The organism is Mesorhizobium sp. P2_H9 (assembly GCF_056403215.1).
In genome coordinates, this window is record NZ_JBFUFX010000009.1 from 70,095 (window position 1) to 86,581 (window position 16,487).

Annotated in this window: 20 protein-coding genes, 1 tRNA gene and 1 pseudogene; 14 read left to right on the forward strand and 8 right to left on the reverse strand. The window is 61.0% G+C overall.

Annotation, left to right across the window (positions count from 1 at the left end):
- Window positions 1-10 precede the first annotated feature (10 nt).
- From AC1DXN_RS17520 to AC1DXN_RS17545, 6 genes are all read left to right on the forward strand, one after another.
- On the forward strand, window positions 11-1,243 hold the full coding sequence (locus AC1DXN_RS17520) for an HK97 family phage prohead protease (protein ID WP_477277039.1): 1,233 nt from the start codon (window positions 11-13) through the stop codon (window positions 1,241-1,243).
- Entirely contained in the window at window positions 1,240-1,500 is a 261-nt protein-coding gene (locus AC1DXN_RS17525) for a hypothetical protein (RefSeq protein ID WP_477277041.1), read from the forward strand. Before AC1DXN_RS17520 ends, AC1DXN_RS17525 begins: the two co-directional genes overlap by 4 nt.
- A gap of 106 nt (window positions 1,501-1,606) precedes the next feature.
- The gene (locus AC1DXN_RS17530; protein ID WP_477277043.1) at window positions 1,607-2,062 is read left to right on the forward strand and encodes a hypothetical protein; all 456 of its coding nucleotides are present in this window, start codon (window positions 1,607-1,609) and stop codon (window positions 2,060-2,062) included.
- Entirely contained in the window at window positions 2,055-2,444 is a 390-nt protein-coding gene (locus tag AC1DXN_RS17535) for a hypothetical protein (protein ID WP_477277045.1), read from the forward strand. Before AC1DXN_RS17530 ends, AC1DXN_RS17535 begins: the two co-directional genes overlap by 8 nt.
- A 291-nt stretch (window positions 2,445-2,735) precedes the next feature.
- Window positions 2,736-3,473: a TIGR04255 family protein gene (locus AC1DXN_RS17540; protein ID WP_477277047.1), complete on the forward strand. Its 738-nt coding sequence runs from the start codon at window positions 2,736-2,738 to the stop codon at window positions 3,471-3,473.
- Window positions 3,470-4,066 (forward strand): hypothetical protein, encoded by a 597-nt coding sequence (locus tag AC1DXN_RS17545; protein WP_477277049.1) that lies wholly within the window; start codon window positions 3,470-3,472, stop codon window positions 4,064-4,066. Before AC1DXN_RS17540 ends, AC1DXN_RS17545 begins: the two co-directional genes overlap by 4 nt.
- A 525-nt stretch (window positions 4,067-4,591) precedes the next feature.
- Here the strand turns inward: AC1DXN_RS17545 and AC1DXN_RS17550 are convergent.
- On the reverse strand, window positions 4,592-4,768 hold the full coding sequence (locus tag AC1DXN_RS17550; protein WP_477277051.1) for a hypothetical protein: 177 nt from the start codon (window positions 4,766-4,768) through the stop codon (window positions 4,592-4,594).
- 422 nt (window positions 4,769-5,190) lie between these two features.
- Between AC1DXN_RS17550 and AC1DXN_RS17555 the strand changes: the two genes are divergently transcribed.
- Together AC1DXN_RS17555 and AC1DXN_RS17560 are read left to right on the forward strand one after the other, a co-directional pair.
- A complete protein-coding gene (locus AC1DXN_RS17555) occupies window positions 5,191-5,775 on the forward strand; it encodes a hypothetical protein (protein WP_477277053.1) in 585 nt (194 codons plus the stop codon).
- 160 nt (window positions 5,776-5,935) lie between these two features.
- Window positions 5,936-6,208 (forward strand): hypothetical protein, encoded by a 273-nt coding sequence (locus AC1DXN_RS17560; protein WP_477277055.1) that lies wholly within the window; start codon window positions 5,936-5,938, stop codon window positions 6,206-6,208.
- 150 nt (window positions 6,209-6,358) lie between these two features.
- Here the strand turns inward: AC1DXN_RS17560 and AC1DXN_RS17565 are convergent.
- Together AC1DXN_RS17565 and AC1DXN_RS17570 are read right to left on the reverse strand one after the other, a co-directional pair.
- Window positions 6,359-6,434, reverse strand: a tRNA-Lys gene (locus AC1DXN_RS17565).
- Between the two features lie 106 nt (window positions 6,435-6,540).
- Window positions 6,541-7,449, reverse strand: coding sequence for a PhzF family phenazine biosynthesis protein (locus tag AC1DXN_RS17570; protein ID WP_477277056.1), 909 nt, complete (start codon window positions 7,447-7,449; stop codon window positions 6,541-6,543).
- A gap of 101 nt (window positions 7,450-7,550) precedes the next feature.
- Here AC1DXN_RS17570 and AC1DXN_RS17575 point away from each other — a divergent pair, with 101 nt between their 5' ends.
- From AC1DXN_RS17575 to AC1DXN_RS17585, 3 genes are read left to right on the forward strand one after another with little or no spacing between them, the layout of a single operon-like run.
- On the forward strand, window positions 7,551-8,843 hold the full coding sequence (locus AC1DXN_RS17575; protein ID WP_477277058.1) for an efflux RND transporter periplasmic adaptor subunit: 1,293 nt from the start codon (window positions 7,551-7,553) through the stop codon (window positions 8,841-8,843).
- A 3-nt stretch (window positions 8,844-8,846) separates the two neighbouring features.
- Window positions 8,847-9,554, forward strand: coding sequence for an ABC transporter ATP-binding protein (locus tag AC1DXN_RS17580; protein ID WP_477277060.1), 708 nt, complete (start codon window positions 8,847-8,849; stop codon window positions 9,552-9,554).
- Between the two features lie 2 nt (window positions 9,555-9,556).
- Window positions 9,557-10,774, forward strand: coding sequence for an ABC transporter permease (locus AC1DXN_RS17585; RefSeq protein WP_477277062.1), 1,218 nt, complete (start codon window positions 9,557-9,559; stop codon window positions 10,772-10,774).
- A 72-nt stretch (window positions 10,775-10,846) separates the two neighbouring features.
- Here the strand turns inward: AC1DXN_RS17585 and AC1DXN_RS17590 are convergent.
- Window positions 10,847-11,343, reverse strand: a pseudogene (locus AC1DXN_RS17590) (SRPBCC domain-containing protein).
- A gap of 4 nt (window positions 11,344-11,347) precedes the next feature.
- Entirely contained in the window at window positions 11,348-11,692 is a 345-nt protein-coding gene (locus AC1DXN_RS17595) for an ArsR/SmtB family transcription factor (RefSeq protein ID WP_477277063.1), read from the reverse strand.
- A gap of 169 nt (window positions 11,693-11,861) precedes the next feature.
- Here AC1DXN_RS17595 and AC1DXN_RS17600 point away from each other — a divergent pair, with 169 nt between their 5' ends.
- Window positions 11,862-12,104, forward strand: coding sequence for a hypothetical protein (locus tag AC1DXN_RS17600; protein WP_477277065.1), 243 nt, complete (start codon window positions 11,862-11,864; stop codon window positions 12,102-12,104).
- Window positions 12,105-12,112: 8 nt separating this feature from the next.
- On the opposite strand, the gene AC1DXN_RS17605 is transcribed toward AC1DXN_RS17600, so the two are convergent.
- A complete protein-coding gene (locus tag AC1DXN_RS17605) occupies window positions 12,113-12,589 on the reverse strand; it encodes an Lrp/AsnC family transcriptional regulator (RefSeq protein ID WP_477277067.1) in 477 nt (158 codons plus the stop codon).
- A gap of 146 nt (window positions 12,590-12,735) precedes the next feature.
- Here AC1DXN_RS17605 and AC1DXN_RS17610 point away from each other — a divergent pair, with 146 nt between their 5' ends.
- Window positions 12,736-13,848, forward strand: a complete 1,113-nt coding sequence (locus AC1DXN_RS17610) for a 1-aminocyclopropane-1-carboxylate deaminase (RefSeq protein ID WP_477277069.1) — start codon at window positions 12,736-12,738, stop codon at window positions 13,846-13,848.
- Window positions 13,849-13,900: 52 nt separating this feature from the next.
- Here the strand turns inward: AC1DXN_RS17610 and AC1DXN_RS17615 are convergent, their stop codons facing one another.
- Together AC1DXN_RS17615 and AC1DXN_RS17620 are read right to left on the reverse strand one after the other, a co-directional pair.
- Window positions 13,901-14,632: a hypothetical protein gene (locus tag AC1DXN_RS17615; protein WP_477277071.1), complete on the reverse strand. Its 732-nt coding sequence runs from the start codon at window positions 14,630-14,632 to the stop codon at window positions 13,901-13,903.
- A 5-nt stretch (window positions 14,633-14,637) separates the two neighbouring features.
- Window positions 14,638-15,750, reverse strand: a complete 1,113-nt coding sequence (locus AC1DXN_RS17620) for an endonuclease/exonuclease/phosphatase family protein (protein WP_477277074.1) — start codon at window positions 15,748-15,750, stop codon at window positions 14,638-14,640.
- A gap of 168 nt (window positions 15,751-15,918) precedes the next feature.
- On the opposite strand from AC1DXN_RS17620, the gene AC1DXN_RS17625 reads away from it, so the two are divergent.
- Complete coding sequence (locus tag AC1DXN_RS17625) at window positions 15,919-16,476, forward strand: BA14K family protein (RefSeq protein ID WP_477277076.1); 558 nt, start codon at window positions 15,919-15,921, stop codon at window positions 16,474-16,476.
- Window positions 16,477-16,487 lie beyond the last annotated feature (11 nt).

Genomic DNA, 16,487 nt, shown 5'->3' on the forward strand with positions numbered 1-16,487 from the left:
GGCAGCAACCATGAACCGCGCCTATTCGCTGATCACAATCAAGCGCGTCTCGGATGACGAGCGCACAATTTTTGGCATCGCCACCACGCCGGCAACCGACTTGCAAGACGACATCGTTGAGCCGCGCGGCGCCGTCTTCAAACTGCCAATCCCGCTTCTGTGGCAGCACAAGCACGACCAGCCGATTGGCCATGTCACGGAGGCCAGGGTCACCGACGCTGGCATCGAGATCGTCGCCAAGATCGCGCAGATCCCCGATGCAGGTGCATTCAAAGACTTTGTCGACGGAGCGTGGTCGGCAATCCGCGCCGGTCTCGTGAAAGGTCTGTCGATCGGTTTCAAGGGTCTGTCGCAAGAGCCGATACAGGGCACCTACGGCACGCGCTGGAAAAAATGGTTTTGGCTGGAGCTTAGTTGCGTGACCATCGCCGCGAACATGGAAGCCTCGATTCTCAACGTGAAGCGCTTCGATTTCACCGCCGGCAGCGGGAAGGCTATAACTCGCCAGCCCTGGGCCGATGTCGATGACGAGATCAAGGGTGCGAAGGAACGCATTAAGAAGCTCGATGCCGAATACGCCGACGCCGAAAGCAAGCTTGATGACCCGAGATGGCATGCGACCGGCAAAGCACTAGGAACAGCCCGTTCCAACCTGCAGAAACTGGAAACCAAGCGCGCCGAAATCATGGCCGGCATCTACGTCGAGCCTGTCGTTGCCGTTCCACAGCAGCCGGAGAAACAGGCACAACCTACTACCGAAGCCGGCCGGGAATATCTGGCTGCCGAAACCGCTGCCATGCAGGAGTTTGGCTTACCGGAGCGATCCCGACGCTTCCCGGTGACGCAGGGCGAACATGCGGTTTTTCTCAAGGAGCTATTCGCCGCACTGGGACGCATGCGCTCGCGCATCGAGGGTCTCGAAGCTGGCATCGTGGTCGGCAGCAAATTCATGGGCGTCTGGCAAAAGCAAATCGCCTATCCAGCCGGGAGCCTCAGCACGCATCGCGGCTCGCTTTGGCACGCCAATGGCTACGCCACCCAAGGCGTCGAGCCAGGCGAGAACCCAGCGACATGGACACTGTGTTCAAAGGCGGGCGAACCGCCTCTCACGCAACGCGACACGGCCGGCAAGCGCATCACCGGTAACGCAAAGAAGCATGGCAAGGTGGAGGTCACGACCGTCACCAGGCATGACGCCGCAGGCCGCATTCTCGAAACACGCAAGCATGTGGAGGAACAATGATCATCAACATCAACCTCGATGGGCTGACACCAGAACAGATCGAGGAGAAGAACAGCGCCGCGCTCGACCTCGCCATTGAGGCTCAGCTTGAGAAGGATGAGCTATTCCTTTTCGACGTTGGCTACCCGACCGAACAAGAGGTTGCAGACTTCCTCGCAATGCGCCGCGCAGTCCATGCAGAGTGGAAGGCCGAGTGTCTGGCCGATGTGAGACGCTGGCTCATCGATGAGGACGCGCCGTCGACCAAGTTGCAGTAGGCAGGGGGCGGAGGGTCAACATCCTGGCCCATCAAAACCGCAGACCGCTCCGGGAGTTTCACGTTCAATTTCGTCCAGAATTTTCATCGAAGGTTAGAAATTCGCAATGGGTGCCAGAGGCAGAAAATCCGCGGTTGAAACAACCTCGATCTCATCCAAGGTCGACGGCAAGATCATGCTGCCGCCGGAGGGCATGAGCCAGGCCGAAACCGACGTCTGGCTCGACGTTCTCCGGTGCCTTCCCCTGGATTTCATCGCCAGAGAATCGGCCGAATTGCTGGCCGGTTACTGTCGGCACGCGGTCTCGACGAGAGACATCTCGACCATGATAGCTCGCTTCAATCCGAAGTGGCTTAGGGTCGATGGCGGGATTGCTCGCTACGAAAAGCTTCTCCGAATGCGCTCCGTTGAGAGCCGCGCGATGCTCGCCTGCGCGCGAAGCCTTCGCCTGACCTCACAAAGCAGGGTCGACCCGAAAACTGCCGGCCGCGCTCGCCGCAATGGAATGCTGCCCAGCTATTACGATCTCGAAGGCAACAAAGACGAGTTTTTCGATGACTGAGGGATTCCAACGCACGCCAAACCTTCCAGTGAGGGGCTTTCTGAAGCCCGGCGAGAAAGCGGACGGTTCGCACCTTGATCCGATCGACCGTGAGGCGCTGGAGAGGTGCATCGAAATAGCGTGCCAGGATAAGCGCGCGGGCCGCGCCGAACAGATCCAGTGGAAAATCGCCAACAATGACGGCGGTTGGTTCGAGGCCGCGATCTTCGCAAGCTATTGCTGCCAGATGCATTCATTGCGTTTGAAGCCATGGGAATCGCCGCCGGTTCATGGCCGCATGGAAGATCCGCCGTCTTGGCGCCTCCTCCGCCGAATGTTGAGGGCAAACCTTTCGCAGTTTGAGCCTGACCCGCCAGCGGCGCTGATGAGGGCGAAGCAATGATCTTTGAAAAGGTGAGGTAAAATGCTTCTGTTCACGGGCCAACTGTTCGGCAACGCTGGCGGCGGGCTCTCCGCCAGGCGGTCGGCCAAAGCCGCTACGGCTCTGATACCAGCTTTACGCCGCCGGCCGCAGCATTCCCACGAAGCTAGCCGGCACGGCCCATGACGATCTGGCCGCCTTCGGCAACCGTCGTACAAGCATGCCGTAACGAATTAAGGTTATAGGAATGTCGACTGCGGTCATTTGGACCTGTAATGAGTTGGCCGGATTTGTCACGGGAAGTGAGCGCGAATGATCAACTATCCTCGCCCTCCTGTAGTTGAGGCTGTGATCGAGTTCGTAACGGAAACCCGAATTTCGAGCGACACCCTCGACGCGATGGCCACACGGCTAGCGTCCGAATATCCTGAGCACAACCTAGAAAAGGACATTGAAGTTAGGATTGATGGAACGGGTGCCGCCCCGACCGTGCATACCAGCGATGAATCTCAGCGCCACCGCCTCACATCCGACGACCAAGCCGATATCGTTATTTTTTCGCCAACAAATTTGGCCACTGTCCGACTTGGGTCCTATCAAGGGTGGGATTCGCTGTACCAAAAGGCACGTCGAAACTGGCGCCTTTGGTCAAAAGGTCCGGCTGGTCGGAAAATATCTCGGATCGGACTTAGATACATCAATCGGTTAGATATCCCTAATGACGGTCGAGACGAGATGTCGCTGCATGATTATCTCACGTTCGTGCCTCTCGTGCCCCCGATCTCGCAAAAACCAATGGCATCATTTCTTATTCAGGTAACGAAGCCGACAATTGATCCTAACTGGGATGCGAATTTGTTGTCCACGATTGTTGTACCGTCTCCCCTTGTGAACCATATGTCGATCTTGCTCGATATTGACGTGTTTAGAACTCGTGACATACCCTCCAAAGAATCGGAGATGTTCGAAGTTCTCCAGCAGGGCCGGAATTTGAAAAACTCCATCTTTGAAACTTGTGTCACGAACACAGCGCGAGCTTTGTTCAAATGAGTGGATCGTCGACGATTGCCCCCAAAACGCTTGGTCAATTGGCGCGTAGCGCGTCTGGCGGCAAATACTCCCAGCAGATCGACAGCGCCAAGAGGACGTATCTAAGCCGTTCGCTTGGCGCTCTAGACGTTGGCAAAGCTGCCACAGGTAGCAATGCCCACGTTGAAACGCTTTTGCATAACGCGAAATCGATCTTTAAGGTGACGACCAACACGGTAGCGATGCATCTATCTGAGGGCTGGCGTGACAAGCTCTTCAAGCAGATTGACAGTTTGCTGGACGCCGATGAGTGGGATGATGATGATAAGCCGATAGCTTCAGGTTCTTCGCTGACGTTCATCAGGATGATACTCTTCCTTAAGACTCGACGCCCGGGTTTGGGAGCAACAGGCGACGGAAATTTGGTTGCGAGCTGGACGACAGGCGAGAACCGCCTGACGGTTATCTGCCAACCTAGCGACGCGGTCAGGTGGATCGTTTCTGTCGCAACCGAGGGTGGGAAGGAGACTGCAGCCGGGCAGACCACAATCATAAGGCTGCCCGAAGTTTTGCAACCATACAACGCTCCGCAATGGTTTTCGAATGAAGGGTGACAAGATCCCGGGTGAAGACCACTTGCTACGCAATGTGCCGTTCTCAAAGCTGAGAAAGGCGGACGGGTGCGACGACGTCATTGGTGTCCTTCCCAGCGCGTTCGTCATGAGGGAAGTTGATGCGTATCTCTCCGCAACTTGGGTAGAGTACTTTCAAGGGTCGCGAGCCGAGAGAATCGCAAAAGCGGTTGGGGCGATAAGACTTAGCTCTCTAAAGGTCGCTCCCAAAAGTGGCTTTACGGTTGGCAATGTTGATGCAATTCGCGCTGCTTGTGCAACCAAGCGACATAACATTCGAGTTGTCCACGAGCCCGAGGACGACAATGATGCCCACGTGGCAGTTCGCAGATTTCCACCTGACGAATGGGAATTATTCGCGTTACTTGCTGAGGAGGCTTGGTCTGAGTGGTTCCTTAATTCTAGCGTTGCTTCAGTTTCGTGAACGCCCGAACGTCTGCCAGATCGAGATCACGCCGAAGCCGAAGAAACGCTAACGACAGCTAGCCGGCCATGGCCATTGAGGCATCATCCACCTTTGTACTTGGCGGCCTCTTGCCATCGCTTCAAAGCAGTGGATGCCGTTCGGTCTTTCGTCCTGATGGTTTCGCCCATGTAGGTCCCGACCGCCTCCCAAACAGTTTTTGACAACTGATGGACGCTGACTTCAACGCGCTTGCCCCAGACTTCGACAGTTCTATCCATTCCGTCCCTCCATAGCTTCGCCCCCGCAAGGGCGCGCCTTGACGATTCCTGAGATTGGGAACATCGTAGGCGCACCGACCGATGGCGCTAACCATCGGCCGGCACTTGAAACCACGAAGCTGATCAGAGCCTCGCAGTGACCGAATCGAATCTATCATTCCAACCAGCGTCATCGCTAGGTTCCTCGGCTTCCCAAAAGCTAGAGGAATGCATTCACCATGACCATGATCACACGTCGGCAGGCGATATCTGCCATAGCCTCTATTTCGACCGCAGCGGGCACAGGAAGCGCTTTGGCACTGCCCGCCACATCACAGCCTTCAGCGCCACCGCCCGTCCTGGCGACTCCTGCTGCCCGTGAAATACCGGTCCAGCGTGTCAATCGGCTTGCCTCAGAGCTTGCAAGGGCTATGGACGACTGGATGGCCGACCTCAGCATTGATGGAGTGCCCGACTATTGGATTGCCCATATCCATCCGTCGGAGTCCTGCCCGTTCCCTATCGGCTTCGAGCATCGTCGTCGTGCTGACCCGCAAAAGATTGCCGAACTCGAAGCCGCATTTCATGCCGAATGGGCAGCGCTGCGCGCCATGGAACCGGCGCTGAATGCGGCCGAGGTGCGCTATATGGACCTCAAGGGCCGTCGCCCCGTCATGGCTGAAATGACACCGGAGGAAGTCGAAAGGCTCCGGCAAACGACTGTCGCTGATGTCGCAAAGCTGCCACCGAGCCGGGGCAGCGTCGAACATGCCGAGGCCATGCGCGCCTATAACAAGGCCGATGCTGCTGTCCGCCGCAAGACGGGCTTCGGCAAGCTGGATAATGCATACAGGAAGGCCACGCACCGCACTGCGGACGCGGCCAACGCGCTCCTTAGCTATCCGGCCACGACGCTTGATGACCTTGCCGCCAAGGTGCGGGTGCATCGCGTCTGGGAGTTCGACGGCGAGGACTTCAACTACATCATGGAAGATGTTGCCCGGGTGGCCGGGAAAGGTGTCGTATGAGCGCCCTGACCTACATCGCAATAGCCATGCTGCTCGTCGCGGCGGCGCTACGCACGCGCCTTGTGCGCCTTCACCTAGCGCTGAGACTGCTGCGCCTATCGAACGCCCTTGGCGACGCTGGCAGCCGCGTCCTTCGCCAAGTCGAGCGGGAGATTGGGCAATGAACGGGCAATCCAAAGTCACAAATCTGTCTGACGTTGCACCGACACGCGGGCTAATAACCCATGATGATATTGATCGCGCCTATGACGCCTGCGCGATCATCAATGTTTGCGAATTGGCGATGGAGCAAATTCCAAATCTGGGCCAGGACGCCTTGGTCAACGAAGCCATTGGCAGCGTCGTGAGGTTGTTACGAATGGCGGGACAGATGACCGGCCAATCGCTCAATGTCTTGGAACTGGCTCAGGCGAGACAGCCCGACCACGCCTGATCATTCCGCAAATTTGCGGTTTGATAGCCCGCTGCCTCACGGTGGCGGGCTTTTTCATTTGCGTGCCCGAAAATGTGCCCAAATCTCTTTTTCGGGTCACCGGACGTTTCGGAGGGGAAACCAATTTCCTAGCGTTTTCGGCTAGTTAAATGGTGGGTGCGCACAGGATTGAACTGTGGACCCGCTGATTAAGAGTCAGCTGCTCTACCAACTGAGCTACGCACCCACTCGACCGGAAAAACCGGCGTCGGCGGGCATATAGCCGCCGATACCGGCCGTGTCCAGCCCTGCCGGAATCATTTCCCGACAAATCGCCTAAGTGCCGCAGATGGTCAGACGAACAGCTTGCCTTCCGCCACCTTGATGGCGTGGCCGCCGATGCGCGCGGAGGCCAGTTTTCCGCCTTGCACCGTCAGTTCGAGGCGGATGCGCGACGGCCGTCCCATCTCCAGCCCTTGCTCGATCCAAAGCTGCGAACTGCCATCCGTCGGGGCGTCGAAATGCATGATGGCACCGGCGAAGGCGGCTGCCGCAGAACCAGTCGCCGGGTCTTCATAGGAAGGCGTGCCCGGCACGATCATGCGGACATGGAAGGCGCTTTCGTGGTTCACCGTCTCGCGGCAATAGACGTACGGGCTGGCGAAGGCCCATTCGCTCTTGCGCGGCGCCAGTTCCGACCACGCCTGGTTGTCCAGCTTGATCCGCGCCGCCGCCTCCAGATTGGCGACGGGAATGGTCACATAGGGCACGCCGGCCGACCAGAACGAGACCCGGTGATTCTCGAAGCCGATCTCATGCGGCGTCAGGCCAAGTGCCGCCCCAATCGCCTCCGGGTCGGCGGATAGTTCCAGCGGCTCCGGCAGTTTGGCCAGGTCGAACTCGGCGAAGGTGGCGCCATCGTGCTTGCTGACGGCGCAGCGCACCGGGCCGATATTCTCTTCCAGCACGAAGATACCGGCGCCGCCCTCGCCCGCCAGCTCGGCGAGCGCAATGGCCGCGCCCACGGTCGGATGGCCGGCAAACGGCATTTCATAGTCGGGCGTGAAAATGCGAATGCGGTTTCGGTGCTTGGGATTGTCCGGCGGCAGCACGAACACCGATTCGGACAGGTTGAACTCGCGTGCGATGGCCTGCATGGCGGCCGTATCCAGCCCCTTGCTGTCCAGCACCACGGCCAGCGGATTGCCGGCCAGCCGCTCGGTCGTAAACACGTCGTAGAGCAAGTAGTTTCGGGTTTTCATTCTTGCCTCAATCCCAACATGGGCGAAATTTAATTTGATATTCGAACCAGCAAGCCTGATCTGTGCACTGATAGGGACATTGCGCATCATAGGGGTCCGGCGTGGACCAGATTGTCAATCTGCCAAAGACGGAATCGGATTCCGCCATCGAGACGGCGCTCGGCCTTGATCACACAGGGCGGCGCAAAACACGTCGCCGTGGCTGGCTCTATGGCCTGCTGGCGCTGATCATCATCGCCGCAAGCCTCGCCGGTTACCAGTGGTATGCCGGGTCCCCTGCCAAGATCGACTACACCACGGCGCCGGCCGCTGTCGCCGACCTCACCGTCGCGGTCTCCGCGACCGGCACGCTGCAGCCCCTCACCCAGGTCGACATTTCCAGCCAACTGTCCGGCGTCGTCCGCTCGGTCTCGGTCAACGAGAACCAGCAAGTCAAGAAGGGTGACGTGCTGGCCGCGCTCGACACCACCAAGCTGCAGGTGCAGATAGAACGGGCGCAGGCCTCCGCCAAGGCAGCGGCCGCCAATGTCGAGGACGCCACCGTCACGCTGACCGAAAACGAAAAGGCGCTGGTGCGCGCCGCCGAGCTGACCAGGCGCGGCATGGCGACCGACCAGTCGCTCGAGGCAGCGACCGCGACGCGCGACCGCTCCAAGGCGGCGCTCGATAGTGCCGAGGCCAATCTCGCCATCGCCAATGCCGATCTGAAATCACAGCAGACGGATTTGGCCAACAGCACCATCTATGCCCCGATCGACGGCATCGTGCTGACACGTTCGGTCGATCCCGGCCAGACGGTCGCCTCCTCGCTGCAGGCGCCGGTGCTGTTCATCATCGCCGCCGATCTCAGGAACATGGAACTGGTGGCGGCGGTCGACGAGGCAGATATCGGCGCGGTCAAGACCGGCCAGCATGCCCGCTTCACCGTCGATGCCTTCCCCGACCGGCCATTCGACGCCGAGATCCGCGACATTTCCTTTGCCTCGGTGACCACTGACGGCGTCGTCACCTACAATGCGCGGCTCGAGGTCGACAACAACGAGCTTTTGTTGCGGCCCGGCATGACCGCCACTGTCTCGGTCGTCACCAGGCAGGCCAAGGGCGTGCTCACCGTGCCGTCCACCGCCTTCCGCTACCGCCCTGCGCAGCAAGCCGCCCGCACATGGAGCCTGAGCGACCTGTTCACCGGCCGCATGGGGCGTCCGGGCGGCAATCGGCAGCGCCAGCAGCCGACACCGCCCACCGACGGCTCGCGCACGCTCTATGTGCTGGAGAATGGGCGGCCGCACCCGGTCAACGTCAAGATCGGTTCCACCGACGGCGAACTGACCGAGATCACCTCCGGCCTTGGCGAAGGCGCACTGGTCATCACCGCGTCGCAGCAGCGGAGCTAAGCCGTGGCGGCGGGCGCGACCCTCATCAGCTTCGACCAGGTCTGGAAGACCTATGGCCAGGGCGAGGCCAAGGTGCATGCGCTGGCCGGTGTCGATTTCGCCATCCGCCGCGGTGAATTCGTCGCCATCATGGGTCCGTCCGGCTCCGGCAAGTCGACGGCGATGAACATCATCGGCTGCCTAGACACGCCGACGGCGGGAACCTACTCGTTCATGGGCGTCGATGCCGGCCGGCTCGACCGCAACCGCCGCGCTCTGCTGCGCAATCTCTATATCGGATTCGTCTTCCAGGGCTACAATCTCTTGCCGCGCACCACGGCGGCGGAAAACGTCGAACTGCCGCTGATCTATCGCGGCGTGGCAAGCCGCGAGCGGCGCGATCTCGCCATGCAGGCGCTGGCGCAGGTCGGCCTCGTCGGCCGCGAGCACCACACGCCGGCCGAACTCTCAGGCGGCCAGCAGCAGCGCGTGGCGATCGCGCGCGCCATAGTCACCAGGCCGACGCTGCTCGTCGCCGACGAGCCGACCGGCAATCTCGACACCGCACGCACGCATGAGATCATGGAGCTGTTGACGCGGCTCAACACCGAGCTCGGCCTGACCATTGCCATGGTCACGCATGAGGCCGATGTCGCCGGCTACGCCGAGCGCACGATCCGCTTCCTCGACGGCCACGTCGCCTCCGACACCGTGAAGCGGGAAATGGCATAACCATGCTCTGGGAAACCGTCCGCCTCTCGCTCCGCTCCATCCGCCGCAACGTGCTGCGCTCTTTCCTGACGTTGCTCGGCATCGTCATCGGCGTCGCCGCAGTCATCGCCATGCTGACCATCGGCTCGGGCACCACCGAAAAGGTCAAGGCTGACATCTCCAAGCTCGGCAGCAATCTGCTTGTCGTCCGCTCCGGCCGCCCGGCTGGCCCCGGCGGACCGGGCGGACTCGACCAGGTCGTCCGCCCGCTGGCCGAAAAGGATCTTGCCGCACTGGTCGCGCATTTGACCGGGGCGCGCGCCATTTCGCCGGCCTCGCAAAAACAGGTCCGCGTCATCTTCGGCACCCAGAGCCTGACCTCTGGCGTCACCGGCACCGACAGCGCCTATCTCGATGCGCGCGACTGGAAGCTGGTTTCGGGACGCGCGTTCAGCGATTCCGAGACACGCTCGGGCACCGGCGTGTGCCTGATCGGCGAGACGGTACGCCAACAATTCTTCGGCGCCGGCGACCCCGAAGGCGAGATCATCCGCGTCAACCGCACCTCCTGCAAGATCATCGGCCTGCTGGAGCCGAAGGGCTATACCGGTTTTGGCCAGGACCAGGACAATGTCGTGTTGATTCCGCTTGCCGCATACCAGCGCCGCATCGCCGGCAATCGCGACATCGACAACATCTATGTCGCCGCCGACGACAGGACGCCGACCAGCGAATTGCAAACGCGCGTCGAGGACATCTTGCGCGACACGCGCCGCATCACGCCCGACCGCGAGGATGATTTCTCGATCCGCGACATGACCCAGATTGCCGACGCCATGGCCAGCGCCACCACCACCATGACCGGCATGCTGGGCGCTGTCGCCGGCGTCAGCCTGCTGGTCGGCGGCATCGGCATCATGAACATCATGCTGGTCTCGGTCACCGAGCGCACCCGCGAGATCGGCATCCGGCTCGCCATCGGTGCGCACGAAAAGCACATCCTCATCCAATTCCTGGTCGAAGCCACGGTGCTGTCGTTGCTCGGCGGCATCATCGGCATCCTGATCGGCCTGGCGCTGGCCGGCCTTGCCTCGCTGACACTGGCCATCCCCTTCGCGCCGAGCCCGGCGGTGATCCTGCTCGCCGTCGGTTTTTCCGCGCTGATCGGCATGGTGTTCGGCTTTTTCCCGGCGCTGCGCGGCGCCCGCCTCGATCCGATCGACGCGCTGCGGCACGAGTAAGACCAGGCCAGCTCCATCGCTGTCGCCGTACCGATCAGCGACCGGTCAACGCTGCTCCATGCGCGGACGACTTCATGACCCTCCCCCGCCCGCACCCAGGGCGACGAGAAGTTCATCCAGTTGCTCGAACTGCTCGCCCATCGCATCCGCCGCCCCGGTCCCGGCAGCGTCGAGAGCTTCCTTCGAGGGATAGAGTTCGTGCAGGACCAGCAGCGTCTTGCCACCCTTTTCCTCGAAGGTCACCGTGGTGACGGGTCCAACGTCACCACCTTCGTCATTGGTCCAGAGGTCCAGACGATGCGCGAGTGCGGTATCACTTCGACATACCTGCCGAAGAACTCGTCAGAGTTTGCGGGATCGTGGCCGAACACCAGACGGTACGTGCCACCGGTACGAACATCCATCTCGCAGGAACGCAGGAACATGCCCATCGACTTCGGCGCCCACCACCGCTTGAACAGCTCGGGCTTGGTCCACGCCTCGAACACGATGCGCGCCGGGCCGTTGATGGTTCGCGTAACGACCAGCTCTCGGTCGGACTTCCGTTCGACCGTGGTGCGGTTGTTCATGGGCTCACTCTCGCTTCTTCTGTTTCAATTCCTCGACAACCTTGTCCAACGCGTCGAAGCGTGCGTCCCAGACCTGGCGGTACCTCTCGATCCATGCCGCCTCTTCCTCCAGTCGGCGCCGGCCGAGCGTGCAGGTCCGCACGCGCCCGACCTTTTCCGTGGTGACGAGCCCCGCCTGCTCCAAGACGCCGACATGCTTCTTCATGCCCGTGAGGGTCATGTGGAACTTCTCGGCGAGCTCCGTGATCGAAGCATCGGAACGTCCGAGCTGCTCCAGCACGCCGCGTCGGGTGGTGTCCGAGAGCGCGGCGAACGAGGCATCGAGATGGGGGCGAATATACTGAACCATATGGTTCAGTATCTAGCAGACGAATTGGCGGCATGCAAGGGGAGGCCGAGCGCGTGCTGTTTTGCCAGCCGCCCTCGCTCCCAAATCGACATTATTTCGATGCAGATTCGATCGACTCGGCGATCTCCTGGCCTTAAGGCAAGATATCCTGGTCGGGGGCGAACAACGCATGAGCAAGAAGGCACGACTGATCTTGGTGATGTTCATCATCGAGGCCGCACTGGCAGGCCTCTGGTGGTATCTCGCCCGCTACGGCATGGCCAATCCGGATCGCGTCCACGCTGATTTCCAGCAGGTCGTCGGCCAGACCATGGGAATGGCGATGGGCGGGTTGCTGGGTCTTGGCGTCCTGCTGTTTTTCGTCGCCGCCCGCAACGACCGCAAGGCGGCGCAGAACAAGGGGCAAGGCTGACCCCGCCGTCAAAACGGAAGCCGCGCATTCTCCTTGACCTCCTTCATGACGAAGAAAGTCCGGGTTTGCCGAACACCAGGTAGCGCAATCAGCTTCTGCCCGTGGAGCTTGTTGAAATCCGCCATGTCGCGAACTCTTATCTTCAACAGATAGTCGAAGTCGCCCGCCACGAGATTGCAATCCAACACCTCTTTGAGCTCGTGCACGGCCGCCTCGAAAGCGGCGAAGCTTTCTGGTGTCGAGCGGTCGAGCACGACGCCGACCATCACCAGCGCACCAAGCCCCACCGCAGCGGGCGCGATCTCGGCCCTGACCCCTTTGATGTAGCCTTCATCGAACAGGCGTTGTGTGCGCCGATGGCAGGTGGCTGCGCTGACATTCACGCGGGTCGCCAGGTCCGCATTGGTCAGCCGTCCCTCGGCCTGAAGGAGGCGCAGGATCCTGACGTCGACGCGGTCGAGAGCTTCATCGGAAGATTCTTCCATTTTTTAGGATCCAAGTGGATGATTAGTCCAATGATACTGCAATTTTTTGTATTGCGTGTAAATTCCATAAGCAAGTTCGAGAGCACCTCTCGCATGAGTCCGCTTATGATCAGCCCATAGAAAACGACCACGGCGGAGACAGATCGATGTCACTTCTCGCAAAGTTCGAACGCTATCCGCTGACCTTCGGCCCCACGCCGATCGAGCATCTGCCGCGGCTGAGCGCGGCGCTGGGCGGGAAGGTGCAGGTTTACGCCAAGCGTGACGATTGCAATTCCGGGCTCGCAATGGGCGGAAACAAACTGCGAAAGCTCGAATACATCGTGCCTGACGCTATTCGCTCCGGCGCCGACACGCTGGTGTCGATTGGCGGTGTCCAGTCGAACCATACGCGCATGGTCGCCGCGACGGCCGCCAAGATCGGCATGAGGTGCGTGGTGATCCAGGAGAAGTGGGTGCCCCACTATGATGCCGTCTACGATCGGGTCGGAAACATCCTGATGACGCGCCTGATGGGTGCGGACTGCCGGCTCGTCGACGACGGTTTCGACATCGGCATCCGCAAGAGCTGGGAGGACGCGATCCAGTCGGTCAAAGACGCAGGTGGCAAGCCCTATCCAATCCCGGCCGGCGCCTCGGTGCACAAGTTCGGCGGGCTGGGCTATGTCGGCTTCGCCGAGGAGGTAGCGAGCCAGGAGGCCGAGCTCGGTTTCACCTTCGACTACATCATCGTCTGCGTCGTCACTGGTTCGACGCAGGCCGGCATGATCGTTGGCTTCGCCGCACAAGACCGCGCCGACCGGGTGATCGGCATCGACGCCTCCGGGACACCAGACCAGACCCGCGCGCAGGTCCGCCGCATCGTCGACGACACCGCCGCCCTCGTCGGGCTTGGCCGCACTGTGCGCGACGACGAAATCGTGATCAATCCGGACTATGCCTATCCGGCCTATGGCGTTCCGTCGGACGCCACGAACGATGCGATCAGGCTGGCAGCCCGAACGGAGGCCATGATCACGGATCCGGTGTACGAGGGGAAATCGATGCAGGGCCTGATCGATCTAACTGCGAAAGGCTTTTTCCCTGAGGGCTCCAGAGTTCTCTACGCGCATCTGGGTGGCGCCCCAGCCATCAACGGCTACAGCTATTACTACAAGGACGACGGCGCCCGCCTTCCGAACCGGCCGAACCAAGCGGTGGTCCCAGCGGACGAACCTAGCAGCTCGCAGTACGACGCGCTGCCGCCACTCTTCCCGTAGTTCGGTTTCGATTCAGGCGCTCACTCTGACGACGAGTCACCGCTCGGCGACATCACAGGCCGGGGTCCAGTTCACCACCCGCAAAATGCCACTCGACCAGCGGCTTCATGTGCGGCGATAGCCCGTCCGGCAGGTCGGTGGCATGGCGGATGATGACTGGCCCCTCGATCTCCGGATCGGCCTCGGTCGCGACGAAGGCGCTGATGCGTTGAGCGATCTCGTCGGCGGGCGTAGTCTGGTGATAGCGGCGGAAGATCACGGTGCCGCTATTGGTCGACAGGGCATGCCAGCGCTTGCCGCGTTCGGCACCGGACAGGTCGAGGCCGGTCTCTTCGCGCACCTCACGGATCATATTGAAATCGACATCGACCAGCCCGTCGCGAAAATCGATCGGTTCGAACGAGCCGGCGGCGAAATAGACGCGGCCGGCATTGACCGTGTGCGCGCCCATGCGGATCGCCACCAGCGCATTGTCGCCGGCCACGAGCATCGCATGCGCATAGGCGTGCTCGGCACCGGAATTCTCGCGCCGCTTGCGCCAAAGCATAAAGGTCGAATAGCCGACGGCGTGGCAGCGGCCGACGAGGCGGTTGTCGCGCCAAGCAAGTTGCGAGAGCAACACCACCGTGCCGTCGAACAGCGCCGGGTTGGTTGTTGTCTCGCGCTGCCAGTTTTCGGCAATCGCCTCTGCATTATCCAGCGCGAATGGGTGGGGGCCAGGATCGAGCCGGACGTCGATGGCATCGACCGGCAGGATGACGTTGCGTGGCAGATCGAAACTCAACGCCCTCAGACCATATCCAGGGTGATCGCCACCGGGCAATGGTCGGAGGCCTTCGGCCGGTCCCAGCCGGCGCGCGGAAAGCGGTCCACCGCCTGTCCCGCCGGGAATATGGTGCGCCAGGGTTGGCCGTTGCGGATGATGTCGGGAACGGCTGTCGCGTTGCTGGCGGCCAGCCCCTTCGACAACAGGATATAGTCGAGCTGGCACAGATGCCGCTCTTCCGGTCCGCGCGTGTGATAAAAGCTCCAGCGGTCCATTTCCGGCCGCCGCTCGACGACGTTTTCGCAAAAGCCTCCAGCGGTGAGCACGTTGAGGCAGGACTGGCTCTCGTCGACCACCGTGAAGCGATAGCCATCGATATTGTCACCCTCGATCTTCACCCGTTGCCGGTAATCGTTCATGTCGCCGCAGATCGCCCAGCGCTTGTCGGCGGCATGGTCCTTGCTGAAACGCTCTTCGATGATGCGACGCACCGCTTGCGCCTCGGCGATGCGTACCGGCATCGTCGCCTCGCGCCCGTCGAGGCCGTTGCGGGGCGAGCCCATCGATTTGAAATGGACGAGATAGAGCGTCAGCGGCACGCCACCGACGGTCACGTCGATCTCCAGACAATCGCGCCGGAAGATGCGCTCATTGGCCTGGTTTCCCAGTGCCGCCAGCTCCGGCGTGTGCAGGCCGAACTGCTCGAACGTGACGTAGGCATGGCTGGTCATGCGCACGAATTCGATCGGCTGGCCCTGCGCGGTCTCGTTGCGCATCATCACGGCAACGTCGATGCCGCGCGAATCATTGCCAGCGGTGGTGTATTTCTGCCGGTAGCCCTGCCCCACCATCTTGAACAGATAGCCGTATTCGAAAGCCTTCAGCGCCTCGATATTGTCGACCTCCTGCATGCAGATGATGTCCGCGCGCGTCGCAGCTATGGCCAGCGCCGTCAGCTGGCGCGTGTCGTCGGACTGCGCGATGGCGCGGGCCTGCTCCAGCATCTTGTATTCGGCCTCGCTCTGGATGTCGAAAAGCGCCAGCGTGCGGTCTTCGTTGAGCTGGTTGCGATAGCCGGAGAAATCGAACCTGTTCATCAGGTTTTCGACATTGAAGGTGGCAAGACGCAGCGACATGACCGTGACCTTTGCCTGCAAGCGGGCACGAAGACAAGGGGCCGCTTCCATGCCCGTCATGGTTGATGGAACCTTTCCGTTCATCCTCCGTTCAGACGGAAAGTTCCATCAATACGGTTCTTCCCCGGGGTAGTCTGGGCGTGGGGCCTGTATCTCCAGGAGAGTGCAATGAACTCGCTCTTTTTGTCTTCTGTCCGGTCCAGTTTGATGACCTTGGGCCTTTTGGCGGGCCTGACGGCCCCATCCCTGGCCGGCCCTGTCCTGCAACCCGATCTATCGGTCCCGGCCAATGCCGCGGCGCCGGAAATCACACCTGTCCGCGACGAGTGGGCCGGCAACAGGCAATCCGAGGAAGATTGGAACTGGCGCCTTCACGATGGCCGTCGGTGGTCCAACAATTTCGGCGAGCGCCGTTTCTTCAGGTCGAACGATTGGGACAATGGCAACTGGAACAACGATGACTGGCGCTGGCGGCGCCACCACCATCGCCGTCATTTCAACGATTCCTCGATCTATCTCGGCCTCGGCCTCGGGATACCCGCCTACCAGTACTTCAACAACTATGAGTACGTTGCGCCGGCACCGCGCCGCCACTATCGGACGCAGCGGCTTTCCAGCGCCCATGTTCAGTGGTGCTACGATCGCTACCGGTCGTATCGCGCCTGGGACAACAGCTTCCAGCCCTATGGCGGCCCTCGCCAGCAGTGCTGGTCGCCCTATAGCTAAGCAAGCCAGCC